At 32.1% G+C, this 18764-nt stretch carries 17 protein-coding genes; 8 read left to right on the forward strand and 9 right to left on the reverse strand.

The features are described from left to right. Nucleotides 1-182: 182 nt before the first annotated feature. Both lgt and LX78_RS12865 read left to right on the forward strand, forming a co-directional pair. Complete coding sequence (gene lgt, locus LX78_RS12860; RefSeq protein WP_109683143.1) at nt 183-1112, forward strand: prolipoprotein diacylglyceryl transferase; 930 nt, start codon at nt 183-185, stop codon at nt 1110-1112. Nucleotide 1113: 1 nt separating this feature from the next. Then, nucleotides 1114-1623, forward strand: coding sequence for a DUF192 domain-containing protein (locus LX78_RS12865; RefSeq protein WP_109683144.1), 510 nt, complete (start codon nt 1114-1116; stop codon nt 1621-1623). A gap of 86 nt (nt 1624-1709) precedes the next feature. On the opposite strand, the gene secDF is transcribed toward LX78_RS12865, so the two are convergent. From secDF to asnB, 8 genes are all read right to left on the reverse strand, one after another. Beyond that, nucleotides 1710-4697 (reverse strand): protein translocase subunit SecDF, encoded by a 2988-nt coding sequence (secDF, locus tag LX78_RS12870; RefSeq protein ID WP_109683146.1) that lies wholly within the window; start codon nt 4695-4697, stop codon nt 1710-1712. Between the two features lie 148 nt (nt 4698-4845). Then, nucleotides 4846-5508: a hypothetical protein gene (locus LX78_RS12875; RefSeq protein WP_109683148.1), complete on the reverse strand. Its 663-nt coding sequence runs from the start codon at nt 5506-5508 to the stop codon at nt 4846-4848. Nucleotides 5509-5538: 30 nt separating this feature from the next. After that, nucleotides 5539-6465, reverse strand: a complete 927-nt coding sequence (mdh, locus tag LX78_RS12880; RefSeq protein WP_109683150.1) for a malate dehydrogenase — start codon at nt 6463-6465, stop codon at nt 5539-5541. 88 nt (nt 6466-6553) lie between these two features. Continuing rightward, nucleotides 6554-7567 carry a DUF6588 family protein gene (locus LX78_RS12885; protein WP_109683151.1) on the reverse strand — a complete coding sequence of 338 codons (1014 nt, stop codon included), beginning with the start codon at nt 7565-7567 and terminating at the stop codon, nt 6554-6556. Nucleotides 7568-7725: 158 nt separating this feature from the next. Beyond that, complete coding sequence (gene gyrB / locus LX78_RS12890; protein WP_109683152.1) at nt 7726-9675, reverse strand: DNA topoisomerase (ATP-hydrolyzing) subunit B; 1950 nt, start codon at nt 9673-9675, stop codon at nt 7726-7728. A 404-nt stretch (nt 9676-10079) separates the two neighbouring features. After that, nucleotides 10080-10331, reverse strand: coding sequence for a hypothetical protein (locus LX78_RS12895; protein ID WP_109683153.1), 252 nt, complete (start codon nt 10329-10331; stop codon nt 10080-10082). An 80-nt stretch (nt 10332-10411) separates the two neighbouring features. Further along, nucleotides 10412-11179: a DUF6090 family protein gene (locus LX78_RS12900; protein WP_146192584.1), complete on the reverse strand. Its 768-nt coding sequence runs from the start codon at nt 11177-11179 to the stop codon at nt 10412-10414. 119 nt (nt 11180-11298) lie between these two features. Next, nucleotides 11299-12963, reverse strand: a complete 1665-nt coding sequence (gene asnB / locus LX78_RS12905; RefSeq protein WP_109683273.1) for an asparagine synthase B — start codon at nt 12961-12963, stop codon at nt 11299-11301. Nucleotides 12964-13260: 297 nt separating this feature from the next. Between asnB and LX78_RS12910 the strand changes: the two genes are divergently transcribed. Next, nucleotides 13261-13803 (forward strand): DUF2911 domain-containing protein, encoded by a 543-nt coding sequence (locus tag LX78_RS12910; protein WP_109683156.1) that lies wholly within the window; start codon nt 13261-13263, stop codon nt 13801-13803. Nucleotides 13804-13853: 50 nt separating this feature from the next. Here the strand turns inward: LX78_RS12910 and LX78_RS12915 are convergent, their stop codons facing one another. Then, nucleotides 13854-14486 (reverse strand): 7-carboxy-7-deazaguanine synthase QueE, encoded by a 633-nt coding sequence (locus LX78_RS12915; protein WP_109683158.1) that lies wholly within the window; start codon nt 14484-14486, stop codon nt 13854-13856. Between the two features lie 105 nt (nt 14487-14591). Here LX78_RS12915 and LX78_RS12920 point away from each other — a divergent pair, with 105 nt between their 5' ends. Genes LX78_RS12920 through LX78_RS12940 form a run of 5 tightly spaced genes read left to right on the forward strand, consistent with a single transcriptional unit; the run spans nt 14592 to nt 18743 of the window. After that, nucleotides 14592-16130, forward strand: a complete 1539-nt coding sequence (locus LX78_RS12920; RefSeq protein ID WP_109683160.1) for a helicase HerA-like domain-containing protein — start codon at nt 14592-14594, stop codon at nt 16128-16130. A gap of 48 nt (nt 16131-16178) precedes the next feature. Beyond that, nucleotides 16179-16730, forward strand: a complete 552-nt coding sequence (locus LX78_RS12925; protein WP_109683162.1) for a hypothetical protein — start codon at nt 16179-16181, stop codon at nt 16728-16730. 31 nt (nt 16731-16761) lie between these two features. After that, entirely contained in the window at nt 16762-17136 is a 375-nt protein-coding gene (locus LX78_RS12930) for a cupin domain-containing protein (protein WP_109683164.1), read from the forward strand. Further along, nucleotides 17136-17960 carry an alpha/beta hydrolase gene (locus tag LX78_RS12935; RefSeq protein WP_109683274.1) on the forward strand — a complete coding sequence of 275 codons (825 nt, stop codon included), beginning with the start codon at nt 17136-17138 and terminating at the stop codon, nt 17958-17960. Before LX78_RS12930 ends, LX78_RS12935 begins: the two co-directional genes overlap by 1 nt. An 18-nt stretch (nt 17961-17978) precedes the next feature. Further along, on the forward strand, nt 17979-18743 hold the full coding sequence (locus tag LX78_RS12940) for a pseudouridine synthase (RefSeq protein WP_109683166.1): 765 nt from the start codon (nt 17979-17981) through the stop codon (nt 18741-18743). Nucleotides 18744-18764: the final 21 nt, after the last annotated feature.

An 18764-nucleotide genomic window follows, 5' to 3' on the forward strand; every position in this document is an offset into this window, starting at 1 on the left:
GCCAACTCGCATGTTCGCTAAAAATGTACACTGTACATTTTCTTCTACGCTCCATCGCCTTGGGGACGTTCTGGTTACGATCCTGTTCCAGAAAAATTAGATAAAAAATAACATTTCCTTATAAAGCTTTCCTTTTTAATCCATTTTCATTTGTCTATATTTACAAGCATAAAATAAAACCTATGTTTCTACTAAAGTTCGATTGGAATCCTATTTCTGGAATTGATATCATTGGAAATTTCAAGCTTCATTTTTACAGCATGATGTGGATTATTGCCTTCCTTTTAGGTTGGTATATTATGAAACGTATTTTTATTAAAGAGAAAGTAAAACTAGAATATTTAGATCCTCTATTTATATACACTGTTTTTGCTACCATGCTTGGTGCTCGTTTAGGACATGTAATATTCTATCAATCGGAATTAATTTCTCAAGACTTCTTTAGCGTCTTTTTACCTTTTCGTTTTCAACCAGAATTCGAATTTACTGGATTTCAAGGATTAGCTAGTCATGGTGCAGCTATAGGAATTATTATTGGTATGTATTTATACCGAAGAAAATACAAATACAAATCTCTTATTTGGATTCTAGACCGTGTAGTTATTCCAGTAGCTTCAGGAGCTGTATTTATAAGAATTGGAAATTTTATCAATTCAGAAATTATAGGAAAAGTTACTGATTCTTCTTTTGGAGTACGCTTTATTCAAGATGAATATGGCAAAAGTGAAGCTATGCAACTTACTGGTATGAAAACACCTAAAGCTGCTTATGATGCTATTGTAAATAATCCTCAGTTTCAAAATTTATTAGAGGCCATTCCATATAGACATCCAGCACAATTATACGAATCGTTTAGCTACATCTTTGTATTTTTAATTCTCTGGTATTTTTATTCTAAAACTAATAAAGGGAATCAGCCAGGATTTTTATTTGGGTTGTTTTTAGTGCTTTTATGGACTGTAAGATTATTTGTAGAGTTTGTAAAAGAATCTCAAGGCGAAGAATACATTACTATGTTTGGTCTTAACACTGGACAGATGCTTAGTATTCCTTTTATAATTATTGGACTTTACTTTATGTTTGGTTATAAACCGAAAAATCAAGAAAGTTAGTATGCCTTTTAAAATTAAACATTCTTTACCATTTGTTCTAGCAATTAGCACAATAACTATTGGGCTAACAACTTCCTGTAAAGAAGACAAAAAAGTTATTAAAACTGTAAAAATTCCTTTTACAAAGGAAGGCGAATTAACGCTTTATAAATCTGTAACAGATTCTATTATCTCAAAAATAGATATTGAAATAGCAGATACAGAATACGACACACAAACAGGATTAATGTACCGTAATTCTATGAAAGACAATCAAGGTATGTTGTTTGTTTTTCAAGATATGCGTCCACGTTCTTTTTATATGAAAAACACCAAGTTCCCTTTAGATTTAATATATCTAGATAACAATAAAACTATTGTTAGTTTTCAGGAAAATGCACAACCTCTTGATGAAAGTTCTTTACCATCAAATGCACCAGCTAAATATGTGCTTGAAATTAATGCTGGCTTAGTTAATAAATGGCAATTGGAGGTTGGAGATAGAATGGATTATACAGATCAACAATTATAGTTTTTTATAAAAACCCTAGATTATAAGACATAAAAAAGCCTTTCAGTTTATTCTGAAAGGCTTTTTCTATATTTGATTGAAGCGAATTAAGCTTTCGCTTCTTCTACTTCTTCTTTTATTTTATTCTTTAATGAATCTTTAGCATCACCTCTTTTTACTGAATCGTACATAATAGGAGTTGCAATAAATAAAGATGAATATGTACCTACTATTACACCTATTATTAATGCAAACATAAATCCTCTAATAGAATCTCCACCAAAAATGAATATTGCTAATAAAACAACCAAGGTTGTTAAAGAAGTATTTAATGTTCTACTTAACGTACTACTTAATGAGGAATTAATTACTTTATCAAAAGGCCAAGTTGTATGCTCGTTAAAGAATTCACGAATTCTATCGAATACAACCACAGTATCATTTAACGAGTAACCAATTACAGTTAAGATGGCTGCAATAAATGCTTGATCTATTTCCATTGTAAAAGGCATAAACTTATAAGTTAAAGAGAATACACCTAATACTATAAGTACATCATGGAATACAGCAGCTACTGCACCAAGTGAGAATTGCCATCTTTTAAAACGGAATAGGATATAAAGGAAAACTACAATTAATGATCCTAAAATTGCCCAGAATGATGCTTTTTTAATATCATCTGCAATGGTTGGACTTACTTTGTAGTATTTCATTAATCCAACTGTTTTATGCTCGTCATCACTAATAAAATCTTCGTAAGACACACCATCTAAGTGTGGTAATAAAGCTGTAAATAAAGATTTTCTTAATTCTTCATCTACTTCAGTTCCAGTTTCATCAACTTTAAATTTAGTTGTAATTTTTAATTGATTTGAGCTACCAAATGTTTTAGCATCGGCACTTCCAAATACTTCAGGAGAAGAAAGTGTGCTTGTGATTTCAGAAGAACTTACATCTTGTGCAAAACGCACTTGATAGGTTCTACCTCCAACAAAATCGACACCTTGATCTAGTCCATTTGTAAATAAAGACCCTAAACTCAATACAATTAATATCGCAGAGAAAATATAAGCAACTTTACGTTTCTTTAAGAAGTTGATATTTATATTTCTGAATAAGTTTTTAGTTATACCAGTAGAGAAGTCTAAATTTCCTCCTCTTCCAACATACCAATCAACAATTAATCTAGTAATAAAAATTGCTGTAAATAAAGAGGTAGCAATACCTATTATTAAAGTAGTTGCAAACCCTTTAATAGGTCCTGTTCCAAAAATAAATAATATTAATGCTGTTAAACCAGTAGTAATGTTAGCATCTAAAATTGATGATAAAGCGTTAGCAAAACCGTCTTGTATAGATTCTTTCTGACCTTTACCTTTAGCTAATTCTTCTCGAATACGTTCGAAGATAAGCACGTTAGCATCGACCGACATACCTATAGTTAATACAATACCTGCAATACCAGGAAGTGTTAATACAGCTCCTAAACCAGATAATACTCCAAAGATTAAAAGGATGTTGAAGATCATGGCAAGATCAGCAAATAAACCAGCTTTACCATAATAGAAAATCATCCATAATAACACTAAAGAAAGTGCAATCATGAAAGACATTTTACCACTATCAATAGCTTCTTGACCTAAAGATGGTCCAACAACTTCACCTTGAATAATATCTGCTGAAGCAGGTAATTTACCAGCACGTAATACGTTTGCTAAATCGGTTGCTTCGTTTAGTGTAAAGTCTCCAGAAATTTGAGAATTACCTCCAGAAATAGCTCCTGTTGTAACTCCAGGTGCAGAATACACCACGTTATCAAGAACAATAGCAATTTGACTACCTTGAGTAAATGCTTTTCCAGTCATTTCTTCCCAGATTTTAGCTCCTTTAGCATTCATTTGCATGGACACTACTGGCTTGCTAGTTGGACCATAATCCTGACGTGCATCTGTAACAACTGCTCCACTTAATGGTGGTACATTGTCTCTATTTCCAACTAAAGCATATAATTCTACTATTTCGCTATCTTTTTCAGGTTTCCCGAATAAGAATTTTACATCACGCATTTCAGCAGGAATCAAAGCTCTTACTTGTGGCATGTTTAAATACTCCAATACTTGATCCTTATCTTTTATAGCAAATTGTGCTACAACAGGTCCTCCTTGGTAACCAAAACCTCTTATTAGTTTTCCAATAGGATTGGTTTCAACGTCTAAAGAATCTGGATCGTCACCTAATAAATCGGCAATTTTATCGTCTTCAGAATCTTGAGATTCTTCAACAACTTCTTCTATTTCTGATACTTCTTCTGAAGTTTCAAGTTCTTTTATTAATTCGTTTGCTTGATTTAAGAATCCCATAAAAGTTTCACCTTTATATGCATCCCAAAATTCTAATTGCGCAGTACTTTGAAGTAATTTAAGCGCTCTTTCTTTGTCTTTAACACCAGGTAATTCTACAAGAATACGTCCTGAATTTCCTAAACGTTGAATACTTGGAGAAGTTACACCAAACTCATCAATACGTTTACGTAATACTTCGAATGCAGAAACAATAGATTCGTCAATTTTTTGAGATATAATAGGTTTCACCTCATCATCAGACATGTCGAAAGTAATTTCTTCGCTTAATGTTCTGTTTGCAAAAATATCTGGTGATGCCAATTTAGTGTCTCCTTTAATAGCATCAAACGCTACAAAGAAATCTTCTAAATAGGTGTTTTGACTATTATTCTGAAGCTCTGAAGCATCGTCTAATGCTTTATTAAAAACAGGGTCTTTACTATAATTAGATAATCCTTTTAAAATATCTTTTACAGATACTTGAAGAATAACACTTACTCCACCTTTAAGATCAAGACCAAGATTCATGGCATTTTCCTTAACTTCGTTATAAGTATATTCTGCAATCCCTAAATTGTAAACATTTTCATTAGCGATTGAATCTAAATACTGACGTTCTCTTTCAGCATCGTCATTTGCATAAACTTTTGCCTCATCTTCAATACTGTTTGCCTTAAATGTAAAAGACAATTGGTAAATACTTACCAAACCAAATAAAATTGCAAATAGTTTTACTAATCCTTTATTCTGCATTATTAATTAAATTAATTAGTTTCTTGATGTTATTTTTAAAAACGAGCAAATATATATCTTCTATACTTATTTAACAAAAGGTTTAAGATATATAACAAAAAAAACAGCTATAAAAAGCTGTTTTTTTTGTTATATTAAATATGTTGACTTACATACCTTGCAACTTGTCTGTTTTTTCGTAACCTTCTGGAGGTGTCATATCGAATTTATCATCAGATACAGATTCCTTTTTAATCTCTGTAACTTCATTAGTAATGGTTAAATTCATACCACTTTGACTCATGTTCATGGTCATGTATAATGGATATCCATTAATATCTGCTCCAACCATAGTTGATTGTTGAGATATAGCACTTAATTTATCTGTTGTATAAACATCCATAGTTACTACAACGCCATCTTTATTTACTTCAATATTATACTCCTGACACTCGTAACCAAGAACTGTTTTAGTTTCATCTCCTTTAGTTACAGTGACATTTTTTAAATCTTCTTCTGAAGGTTCCATGCTTTTTACAACATATTTTTTACCTGTCATCTGATTGCTCATAGACATTAACATTTGATTGCTATCGTTATCCATAATAGCAGTTGTTGATCCTGTCATCATATTTGAAGTTTCAGAGCGTGTCTTATTTCCTTTAAAATAAGTAGTTGTTAAGATATCTCCAATCATGGCTAATTGTCCTTTTAGCTGCTCATTATCAGTTGACATGGTTTGTTTAGAAAACATAATTCCTTCTGTAATGCTTTCTTGCGAGAAACCAACTGTTGTTATTGCAACTAATAATATGAATATTATTTTTTTCATTTGATTTGTTTTAAATTAATTTAAAGAATTTTATAATTCAAGTAATCCATTAGTTTTTCTTACAGCCTCAGCACTCTCCATCATGTTAGCTTTTTCTGCATCTGTTAAATCCATTTCAACAATACTTTCAATTCCATTTCTTCCTAGAATTACTGGAACACCTATACAGATATCTTTCATACCATATTCTCCTTCTAAGTAAACCGAACAAGGAAACATTTTCAATTGGTTACATGCTATAGCTTGAACTAAACTACTTACAGCTGCTCCTGGAGCATACCAAGCCGAAGTACCTAATAATTTTGTTAATGTTGCTCCACCAACTTTCGTATCTTCCTTTACTTGTTCTAAACGTTCTGAAGATAAAAATGCAGATACAGGAACAGAGTTTCTTGTAGCTAATCTTGTTAATGGAATCATTCCAGTATCGCTATGTCCACCTAGAACCATACCATCTACATCACTAATTGGAGCTCCTAAAGCTTCAGCTAATCTATATTTAAAACGAGCTGAATCTAATGCACCTCCCATTCCAATAACTCTATGTTTTGGTAATCCTGTAGATTTTGCTGCTAAATAAGCCATGGTATCCATTGGGTTACTAACTACAATAAGAATAGTATTTGGAGAATGTTTTACCAAACTTGAAGACACAGCTTTTACAATTCCTGCATTAATACCAATTAATTCTTCACGAGTCATTCCAGGTTTTCTTGGAATTCCAGAAGTAATTACACAAATATCGCTATTTGCCGTTACTGAATAATCGTTAGTAATTCCTGTTATTTTAGTATCGAATCCATTTAATGAAGCTGTTTGCATTAAATCCATAGCTTTACCTTCAGCAAAACCTTCTTTAATATCTAATAAAACGACTTCTGAAGCGAAATTTTTAATAGCTATGTATTCTGCACAACTGGCACCTACTGCTCCTGCTCCAACTACTGTTACTTTCATTTTTATATAATGTTTTAAGTTTTGAAATTATTAAATTTCAGCAAATTTAACATTTTTAAATCATAAATGTTTGAAGTTTCAATGAAATCTAAAATGAAAAATTCAAGCCTAAAGAAGCACTATTGAATTCAGCAAACGTATAATCCACATTTAGACTGAAAAAACCTAGTTTTACATTGGCTCCCAATGTGGTCCTGATGCCATTTACCTTCTCTTCAATGGAAAAAGGATCGACAATACTTTCTGAATACAACAAACCATCTGTTACCACATAGGTTCCCAATAAGTCTGTTTGTGATGTCCCACTTAAATAACCAATAGCTCCATACGCATTTAGAACTTTAAAATTTGTAGAGGCAATCAACTCAAACAATAAGGTATTAATGTCTGTTTGCACTTGTTGATTGGTGCCTTCAACTAGGTTGGAGTCGGTAAAATCGTAACTTCCATCCATATGTGTGTAAGCTATTAATCCAGATATGGCAACCGGAAAAAATCTATCTTTTGGCAACCATGCTGTAAATTCCTGTTGAATACCAAAACCATAGAGACCAGTTTTCACATCTTCAGTTTCAATTTTGGGAAAATAGCGTGCTTTTAATTGAGTACCTCTAAATGGAGAAAACGCTGCTTGCAAAAATGCAGCAGGAATGATGTTAACTCCTGTGGAACCTATACCTGTTGGTAATGTTAACTCTGTTTCTTGGTTTCCAAAAATGGGATCATCGTAAGTGATTATCACTGTTATGTCTGGATCGTTATGTCCTAAGGCCGTTGCTACATTTTTAGAAGGACTATTATCAAGAAATCGGATATTTTCATAATCGCTTGCACGCATTTCAAACGATTTTTTATCATCGTTTATAAATGAGGTGTTTACTATAAGACCTATTTCAAAACCAAATTGTTTTTGTCCCTTGGCATGGTTAAACCATCCGTTATTGATGCCATATGCCAGACCATTAGTTGCTGGAGCTAAATAATCTTGACTAAAGCGCTTGGCATCATTAACACCAGCTGCCAATAAGTCGTCTATATTATCTTGAGACTGTACTGGAAATACAATCATGATTAAAAATATAAAAATCGGAACTGTTTTCATGGTTTTTAAATTGTAGGTTAACTCAAATATATCAATTATTTATCAATTCTAGTTTTGCATTCTATAAGCTTATAAACAAAAAAACCTGCAAGATTAAAGAATCTTGCAGGTTTTAAGTATTGCATTTTGTTTCTGTTTAAACAACTGAAAACAAAATATTAAGCGTCTATATTTGCATAAATAGCATTTTTCTCGATAAACTCTCTACGAGGTGGCACCTCGTCTCCCATTAACATAGAAAATATTCTATCTGCTTCTACGCCATTGTCTATCTGTACCTGTCTTAATGTTCTAAAATCTGGGTTCATAGTTGTATCCCAAAGTTGTTCAGCATTCATTTCTCCAAGACCTTTATAACGTTGTATTTTACTTCCATCTCCAAATTCTGTCATAATTTTAGTACGCTCTTCATCGCTCCAAGCATATTGCTTCTTGGCTCCTTTTTTCACTAAATACAAAGGAGGCGTAGCAATATAAATATGTCCGTTTTCAATCAACTCTTTCATATATCTGAAGAAGAAAGTTAATATTAAAGTTTCAATGTGAGAACCATCAATATCGGCATCACACATAATAACCACTTTGTGGTAACGTAGTTTTGAAAGGTTTAATGCTTTACTATCTTCCTCTGTTCCAATAGTAACACCAAGTGCAGTAAAGATGTTTTTTATTTCTTCGTTTTCAAAAACACGATGAGTCATCGCTTTTTCTACATTCAATATTTTTCCACGTAATGGAAGAATGGCTTGAAATGCTCTATCACGACCTTGTTTGGCTGTTCCACCTGCCGAATCTCCCTCGACAAGAAAAACTTCGCATTTAGCAGGATCTTGTTCTGAACAATCTGATAATTTTCCAGGTAAACCTCCAATACTCATTACAGTTTTACGTTGCACCATTTCACGTGCTTTTTGAGCTGCATGACGTGCTTGTGCTGCAAGAATTACTTTTTGTACTATAATTTTTGCGTCGTCAGGATGTTCTTCTAGATAATCTGTTAACATTTCTGAAACTGCCTGACTAACTGAAGCAGAAACTTCTCTGTTACCAAGTTTCGTTTTTGTTTGTCCTTCGAATTGTGGTTCTTGAACTTTTACCGAAATAATAGCTGTAAGTCCTTCACGGAAATCATCTCCTGCAATATCGAATTTTAACTTATCTAACATACCAGATTCATCGGCATATTTTTTAAGTGTATGAGTTAAACCACGACGAAAACCAGATAAATGAGTTCCACCTTCGTGTGTGTTGATATTATTTACATAAGAATGTAAGTTTTCAGCATAAGAGGTGTTATACACCATTGCTACTTCAACTGGGACACCATTTTTTTCACCTTCGAAAGCAATTACCTCTCTAATTAATGGCTCTCTGTTTCCATCTAAAAATTTGATAAATTCTTTAAGACCTTCTTCAGAATGAAATGTTTCACCTTCAAACTCACCATCATCTTTTTTATGTCTTCTATCCACCAAATGAATAGTAATCCCTTTATTTAAATAAGCTAATTCACGTAATCTGCTTGCTAAGGTATCATAACTATATTCTAAAGTCTGAGTAAATATTGTTGGGTCTGGTTTAAAAGTAACTATCGTTCCTCTTTTTTCTGTTGTACCAACCTTCTTTACAGGATACAAAGCTTTTCCTTTTTCGTATTCTTGCTCCCAGATTTCACCTTTTCTGTATACTGTGGCTTTTAAATGATCTGATAATGCATTCACACAACTTACACCAACACCATGTAATCCACCAGAAACCTTATAAGAATCTTTGTCGAACTTTCCACCTGCTCCAATTTTTGTCATTACAACTTCAAGTGCAGATACGCCTTCTTTTTTATGTAAATCTACAGGAATACCACGACCATCATCTTCTGTAGTAATCGAGTTATCTTCATTAATAATTACTGTAATATTATCACAATGACCAGCTAAGGCTTCATCAATTGAGTTATCAACAACTTCATACACTAAATGGTGCAAACCACGCACTCCAGTATCTCCAATATACATTGAAGGACGCATACGAACATGCTCCATTCCTTCTAAGGCCTGAATACTATCTGCTGAATAATTATCCTTATTAAATTCTTCTCTTTTTTCGCTCATATAAAATGTTTGTTGTTCTTTATTAATTTAATTGTTGAGCCATAAAATGACTTCACAAAAAAAGATGCTTTTTAGCATCCTTCTGAATACAAACAAAGATACGAATAATAAACACTTTTAAAAAGCAATTTAACGAGTTTCGATTGAAATTATCAACAATTGTTAATTACTTAAAAGTGTCTTAAATCGCATAAAAATAGTCTTAAAATGGATTTTGCAGTTTTTTTAATTGTTCGTCGAGCAGCCAAAATGCAAAAGTGATTTAAACAGCTTATTTGGCTTTAAGGAAAAGGGGAAATTGAAGATTTAAAAGCAGAATTTACTTAAAATTTAATCATGATTCAACTCTTTATTTATCATTTTAATAACTTCTTCCATTTCCTTAATTATTGTTTGACAACCTTCTATTCCACCATACGAAAACGAATATTGTTGTACAAAATATTTATAAACTCATCATTCTCTTTTAAAGCCTCAAAATCATTAGGTCTAGAAAGATAATTATAAATATAATTAATGCCTTTTTTAATACTATCGTTTTGTATAATATCTAAGCCTTTAGTTTTTAATGTTTCATAATCTATATATGTTAAATAGGGACTACTCCAAGTTGAAACATGAATAAAGGCTGAATCTAACTCTGTGTTATAAGGCAAGTCTTGGTCAATATATTCAATGATGCGCTTATATTGTTTTATTCTGTTCCATGAGGTTGTATCGTATTTTTCTAAAGAATTTAATCATTATTTTTTTCTATTTCACTTTCTAATAGCTCAATTATTTTATCTAGTAATTTTTCTGTTTTCTGTTGTGTGCTATAATAATTATCTGCTGCTATCACTAAATTCTCGACTAAATTTTCAAAAAGTAGCGCATTTAACAAATCTCTATTATCAACTTTAAAACCAGACTTTGGGAATTTGACGTTTCTAGCTTCTTCAGTTACTTGATCGGCATTTAACCAACTGCCGTGTTCTAGAATATAGGTATTCAATATATCTTCACTAGTATCTAGAGAGTGAAACATTTCTTCTAGGATTTCAACCTCTGGTTTCCAGGACGATAACAGGTTTCGTAATTCTACATTTTTAAATATCCCAAGTTTACCAGAACTTAACAGATCATCTAAAAATCCATTTTGAGGATAATAAGGCGAACTGTTATACAATTTATTCAATAACTCGTTTAAGATGTTTTCAGATTCCGGTTTACTTTTTGCACCAGTATGATTCAGAATTTGTATTCCAGAGTTTATAATTAATAAGGAATTAGTTTTCACCTCTACTAAAATGTCTTTATTTTTTATAAAATCGCGATAGATATTATGTAACGCTCTTTGTTCTTCTACATCTGCTTTTCTTAATTCATTCCAATTATTGATTTGTAATGCAATCAGAATCCCAATTACCACAAGAATAATTTCGCCAATGGCGTATTTAAAATATCTGGTTGTTTTACCCTCATTGAGAAGGTTTTGACGAATACGTCTGAAGAATTTAATCATACTTTTTTCCTGAGGAAGCAGGAATCTTGTTGGTTGGTTAATGTCTAAAGATAACCAAATTCTGACATAAAAAAACCAGCTAAAAAAGCTGGTTTTCAATAATTTATTAAAATTATCTTCTAGTAAGCATCTGCATGCACCTTAGCCACTGCTCTACCACTAGGATCATTCATGTTTTTAAAGGCTTCGTCCCATTCTAAAGCTATTTGTGTACTACAAGCTACACTTGCTTCTTGTGGCACACTTAAAGCTGCAGCATCGCTAGGAAAATGGGCTGCAAAAATTGTGCGATAATAAAACTCTTCTTTGCTAGTTGGTGTTTGTATTGGGAATTTATATTTAGCATTTGCTAGTTGTTCATCAGAAACTTCTGTGGCTACAACTTCCTTCAAGGTATCTATCCAACTATATCCAACACCATCGCTAAATTGCTCTTTCTGTCTCCAAGCAACAGATTCCGGAAGCATGTCTTCAAAAGCTTTTCTAAGAACCCATTTTTCCATACGTTCGCCATGAATCATTTTATCTTTTGGATTGATTCGCATTGCCACATCCATAAATTCTTTATCCAAAAAAGGCACACGACCTTCAATTCCCCAAGCTGCTAAACTTTTGTTAGCACGCAAACAATCGTATTGATGTAGTTTACTTAATTTTCTTACTGTTTCTTCATGAAATTCTTGTGCGTTTGGCGCTTTATGAAAGTATAAATAGCCTCCAAAAAGTTCGTCTGCTCCTTCACCAGATAACACCATTTTTATTCCCATAGATTTAATAACTCGTGCCATTAAATACATAGGTGTACTGGCTCTAATAGTAGTCACATCGTAAGTTTCCAATTGATAAATCACATCTTTTATAGCATCCAATCCTTCTTGAATAGTAAATTTAATTTCATGATGCACTGTTCCAATATGGTCTGCTACTTTTCTTGCTGCTGCCAAATCTGGAGAACCTTCTAGTCCAACCGAAAAACTATGCAATTGTGGCCACCAAGCTTCTGACGTATCATCGCTTTCAATTCTTTTTTGTGAATATTTTTTTGCAATTGCAGAAGTTATTGAAGAATCCAAACCACCAGACAACAAAACACCATAAGGAACATCGCTCATTAATTGTCTATGGACTGCTGCTTCTAAGGCTTCTTTTAATACCTTAATACTTGTTTCGTTTTCTTTTACAGCATCAAATTCTGTCCATTCACGTTTATACCATTTTACAAACTTGCCATCCTTACTAGACATATAATGTCCTGGAGGAAATAATTCTATTTTTGTACAAACTCCTTCAAGAGCTTTTAATTCTGAAGCCACATAGAATGTACCATGTTCATCCCAACCAATATATAAAGGAATAATTCCCATGTGGTCTCTAGCAATAAAGTATGCGTCTTTTTCTACATCGTAAATAGCAAATCCGAATATGCCATTCATATCATCTATAAAATCAACGCCTTTTTCTTTGTATAATGCTAAAATAACTTCGCAATCGCTTTCAGTTTGAAAGTTATAAGTTGTTTTTAATTGTTTTCTAAGCTCTCTATGATTGTATATTTCGCCATTGGCTGCTAGAATTAGTTTTTTGTCTTCACTTAATAAAGGTTGTTTTCCTGAAGCTGGATCCACAATAGCCAAACGCTCATGAGCCATAATTACTTTATCATCGCTATAAATACCTGACCAATCTGGTCCTCGATGACGAATTGTTTTAGCCATTTCTAATATTTGAGGTCTTAAATCTTCAGATTTCTGTTTTAAATCGAATGCACATACAATGCCACACATAATTCTTATTTTAATTTTATACTTTGTTTCAATTGTTAAAGCAAAAATGACTTTATTATTACAATATAAAAACATAAATAGAATAAATAGTTACAATTTATTATTATAAAGTTGTTTTTAATATTAATATGAAATTATTTTAGAGAGATTTTTATATAATTACCTAGAAAATGTAAATTTTAACAAAACGTTTCGACAATTATTAATACGATTCTAATATTTTTAAACCTTAACAAAAATATCTTCATTTAATAGCTAAAAAAGAAAGGCTAACAGTGGAGACAAAAAACACAATCTATGAAAAAATCAACTTTAATTTCAACTTTAGCATTTTCACTTATCATGCTATTTTCAACAAACATCTTTGCACAAGATTTTAGTGGACTTGACAAAAGCCCTATGGATGCTGCTTCTTATCCTAGCAGTTATAAAGTGTCTGATAAACAAATAAAAGTTGTCTACAGCAGACCACAATTAAAAGGAAGAGATGTTAGCACTTTAGCACCTCAAGGAAAAGTTTGGAGAACAGGAGCAAACGAAGCTGCAGAAATTACTTTTTACCAAGATAAAATGTTTGGAGACAAACAAGTTAAAGCAGGTACGTATTCTCTTTTTACTATTCCAGGAGAAAAAGAATGGACTGTTATTTTAAACTCAGACGTTAATGTTTGGGGAGCATATTCTTATAATGAAGCAAACGATGTTGCTAGAGTTACTGTTCCAGTTACAGAAGGTAAAGATTCTTTAGAAGCTTTTTCTATAGTTTTTGATGGGAAAGATGGTAGAACTCAAATGCACATGGGTTGGGATACATTAAGAATAGCTGTTCCAATTAAATAAATTACAATACATTTTATAAAAAAAACGCCTTGAATTTCAAGGCGTTTTTTTTAAGGTATATTTAAGTATTTATGTGTTTGTAAAGACACTTTCCATTTCGGATTTGCCATAACATAATCTACAATTTCAGGAACCACTTTATCACGTTTGCTCCATTCTGGCTGTAAATATAAAATACAGTCTTTATTTACTTTTGCAGCTTGTTCTTCAGCAAACTTGAAATCACTTTTATTATATATAATCATTTTAAGCTCATGCGCTTTGTTATAAATTTCTTCAGTTGGTAATTTTAACTTTTTAGGCGATAAACAAATCCAATCCCAAGTTCCAGTTAATTTATAAGCACCAGACGTTTCAATATGTGTTTGTACACCTTTAGCTTTTAACTGTGTTGTTAATTGAGTCATATCCCAAGTTAATGGCTCTCCTCCTGTTACAACAATTGTGTCGCTGTATTTAACGGCATTTTCAACAATCTTTTCAGTTTCTGTTGGTGGATGCAATTCTGCCAACCAACTTTCTTTTACATCACACCAATGGCAACCAACATCGCAACCACCAATTCGAACAAAATAAGCTGCTGTTCCCTTATGGAATCCTTCACCTTGAATGGTATAAAACTCTTCCATTAATGGCAATAATAATCCTTTATCTATTAGCTCTTGTCTTTCACTTCTTGTCATAGCTTGCAAAGATAGTTGACAGATTTTAGTTTCTTATAAAATTGTTGAAAAGATTTCTCTTGGTATTGGTTCAAGATTAGTATTTTTATAAAAATTTTCAAAAACATGAGTAAACAGGAAGCGTTCTTTAATCATATCATTGAAGGAAACACTAATAAAGGCGAATACATTACTTTAGGCTCTGCTATGTTAGATGGCAAAACCGTAAAAAATGCATTTGTAAATGTCCCTTTAAAAACCATGAACAGACATGGACTAATTGCTGGAGCTACTGGAACTGGAAAAACAAAAACGTTGCAAGTGCTTGCTGAAAACCTTTCAGAAAAAGGCATTCCAGTATTACTAATGGATATTAAAGGTGATTTAAGTGGTTTAGCACAACCAAGTCCTGGTCATATAAAAATTGATGAACGCCATGAAGCCATTGGCTTACCATTTGAACCTAAAGCATTTCCTGTTGAAATTTTAACACTTTCTGCTCAAAATGGTGTAAGACTTCGAGCAACTATAAGTGAGTTTGGTCCAGTTTTAATCTCTAGAATTTTAGATGTTACTGAAACTCAAGCAGGCATTATTTCTGTAATTTTTAAATATTGTGATGACAATAAATTACCTCTACTCGACTTAAAAGATTTTAAAAAAATTCTTCAGTATGCAACAAATGAAGGGAAAGAAGAGTTTGAAGAAGCTTATGGACGTATTTCTACTGCTTCAACTGGAGCTATTCTAAGAAAAATAGTGGAAATTGAGCAACAAGGTGGAGATATATTTTTTGGTGAAAAGTCTTTTGATCCTCAAGATTTATTAAGAATCGATGAAAACGGAAGAGGCTACATAAACATTATTCGTTTAACAGACATTCAAGACAAACCGAAACTATTTTCAACTTTTATGTTGAGTTTGTTAGCTGAAATATATTCAACATTCCCAGAACAAGGAGACACTGGAAGACCAGAACTAATCATGTTTATTGATGAAGCACATTTAATTTTTAACGAAGCATCCAAAGCTTTATTAAATCAGATTGAAAGCATTGTAAAATTAATTAGAAGTAAAGGTGTTGGCTTGTATTTTGTAACTCAAAACCCTACTGATGTGCCTGAAGCTGTATTAAGTCAACTTGGTTTAAAAGTGCAACATGCCTTAAGAGCTTTTACTGCAAAAGATAGAAAAGCTATTAAACTAACTGCCCAAAATTATCCAGACACAGAATATTATGATACTGCTAGCGTTCTAACCTCATTAGGAACTGGTGAAGCTCTAGTTTCTGCATTAAATGAAAAAGGCAGACCTACACCATTGGCAGCAACCATGATGCGTGCTCCAATGAGTAGAATGGATATACTAACTGATTCTGAATTAAAAAAATTATTAAGCGATTCGAAACTTGTAAAAAAGTACAACGAAGAAGTTGATAGAGAAAGTGCTTACGAAATGCTCAATGAAAAAATTGAACAAGCCGAAGCTCAAGCATTAAAAGAAAAAGCAAAAAATGAAAAAGAAGCACTTAAAAAAGCAGAATCTAAAAGCAGAAGTACGTCAACTAGAAAAAGCACCAGAATGAACCCAATTGTAAAAGTACTTACTAGTGCTACCTTTATTAGAAGTGTTTTTGGAATATTAACTAAAGTCATGAAAAAATAATTGACTTTCTTAAACTTAAATTTATTTAATCTTTACCATAAAATTTATATGAAAAAATCTATTTTCAGCTTAGCAATTGTAACTCTTTTATTTATTGGTTGCAAAAAAGAACAAGACCCTTTTCAAATTAGCAAACAACATATTGGACTACTAACAGATTCAACCCAAGTAAAAGATTTAAAAGCTGTTTTCGCAAACGATTCGGTTGTAGAGAGACTTCTTGATAACGAGTTTACGTTTAACAGAACAGATATAGACATTTTTGATAAAACAGGTAACAAATTACTTACGTTAACACCAAAAGTGGTACAGGATTCCACATCAACTATAGAAACTATAAAAGTGTTAGATGCAAGATTTAAAACAGAAAAAGGCATCAGTACTACAAGCACATTTGCAGACATAGAAAAGAATTATAAAATTTCGAGTATACAAAATACCCTTAAAAACATTGTAGTCTTTGTAAACGAGATCAATGCTTTTTTCACAATTTCTAAAAGCGAATTACCTTCAGAATTGCAATTTGATACAAACGCAAAAATTGAAGCTGTACAAATTCCAGGAAAGGCAAAAATTAAATATTTCATGATTGGTTGGTAATTTGTAAACCATTGTTGTAAGAATTAAAAAAATGCAAAAAAATAAAAAATACACCATACAAGATTCGCCTTTTATTGTTCCAACAACAGATGGTAAAATAATTAAAGAACATTTTGGTAACGCATCGAATAAAGACGCTAATCTTAGTATGGCACACATGATAGCTCCAGCTGGATGGAGAGAGCCTTTCCAAACACCTAAATTCGACGAATACACTTTTATAATTAAAGGCAAAAAACAATTTATAATCCATGGCGAAGAAATTGTTTTAGAAGCAGGACAGTCTATTAAAATAGAAAAAAATACACGAGTACAATATTCTAATCCGTTTACAGAACCATGCGAATACCTTGCCATTTGCTTACCTGCTTTTTCTATGGATCTTGTAAATAGAGAAAACCCATGATGTCCTTTTTGCATAAACTAACAGGACTCTTAATTAATATTATAAGTCTTTTTTCTTCAAGAATTGCAGGTAGAATAGCTTTATTTTTATTTACAAAACCCTTTAAAGGGAAGCCAAATGAAAAACAATCGGATTTTTTAGACACAGCATTTAGAGAAGAATTAAAACTAGACAATACTCCAATAATGACTTATAGATGGCTTGGAAAAAAACAAACTATTCTATTAGCACATGGTTGGGAAAGCAATTCTGCTAGATGGCAAGATTTAATTACAAACTTAAAAAAAAGAGATTATGGTGTTGTAGCACTAGACGCTCCTGCTCATGGTCGATCAGGAAGCAATAGGTTTAACGCTATTATCTATTCTGAATTTATAAAAGTAGCTTCAGAACGTTTTGAACCAAACATTATTATTGGTCATTCGGTTGGTGGTATGGCTTCTGCATATTTTCAATTTAAGTATCAAAAAGAATACATTCAAAAAATGATATTATTAGGAGCGCCTTCAGAATTTAAAGATGTCTTAGAGCGCTATTCAAACATGCTTGGCTACAACAAACGTGTAAGAAAGCAAATAAACCAAATTATTCAAGAACGATTTGGGAATGCTCCAGAAGAATATTCTACAGCTAAATGTTTTGAACAGATTATAGCAAAAGGGCTTATTATTCATGACAAGGAAGATACCATTATTCCATATAATGACGCTATTCAAATTCAAGCCAAATACAAAAACAGTGTTTTAATAACAACTGAAGGTTTTGGTCATTCTTTAATTAACGATGAAGTTTCAAATTACATTTACGAGTTTTTAGACAACTAAAGTTGTTATCTTTGCCTTATGGAAGAAAATTTAAAGCGAATAAATAAATTTTTAAGTGAAGTTGGGTATTGCTCTCGTCGTGAGGCAGACAAACTTATTGATGCAGGACGTGTAACTATTAATGGTGAAGTTCCTGAAATGGGAACTAAAATAGGTCCTAATGATGTGGTTCATGTAGATGGAGAATTAATCAAAAATTCTAATGAAGATTTTGTTTATTTAGCTTTCAACAAACCTGTTGGCATTGTTTGCACAACAGATACGCGAGTTGAAAAAGATAACATTATAGACTTCATAAATTATCCGAAACGTATTTTTCCAATAGGCAGGCTAGACAAACCTAGCGAAGGATTAATTTTATTGACTGATGATGGAGATATCGTTAATAAAATATTACGAGCAAGCAACAATCACGAAAAAGAATATATTGTTACTGTTGATAAACCAATTTCTCAAACATTTATAGAATACATGTCTAGGGGAATTTATTTAGAAGAATTACAGAAAACTACAAAACCGTGTATCGTTGAAAAACTAGGAACAAATAAATTTAGAATTATTCTGACACAAGGTTTGAACAGACAAATTAGACGTATGTGTGAGTATCTAACTTTTGAAGTTGAAACACTTAAACGTATTCGAATTATGAATATCAAACTAGATATTCCTGTTGGTGAATACAGAGAATTAACAAAATCTGAATTTTCTGAATTAAACCGTTTGCTTGAAGATTCAACTAAATCTTTTAAAGCAAATTTGACCCATAAAAAGACAAAAAGTTAACCATCTATTCTGTTAAATTAG

This window comes from Xanthomarina spongicola (genome assembly GCF_003148645.1).
Classification (GTDB): domain Bacteria; phylum Bacteroidota; class Bacteroidia; order Flavobacteriales; family Flavobacteriaceae; genus Xanthomarina; species Xanthomarina spongicola.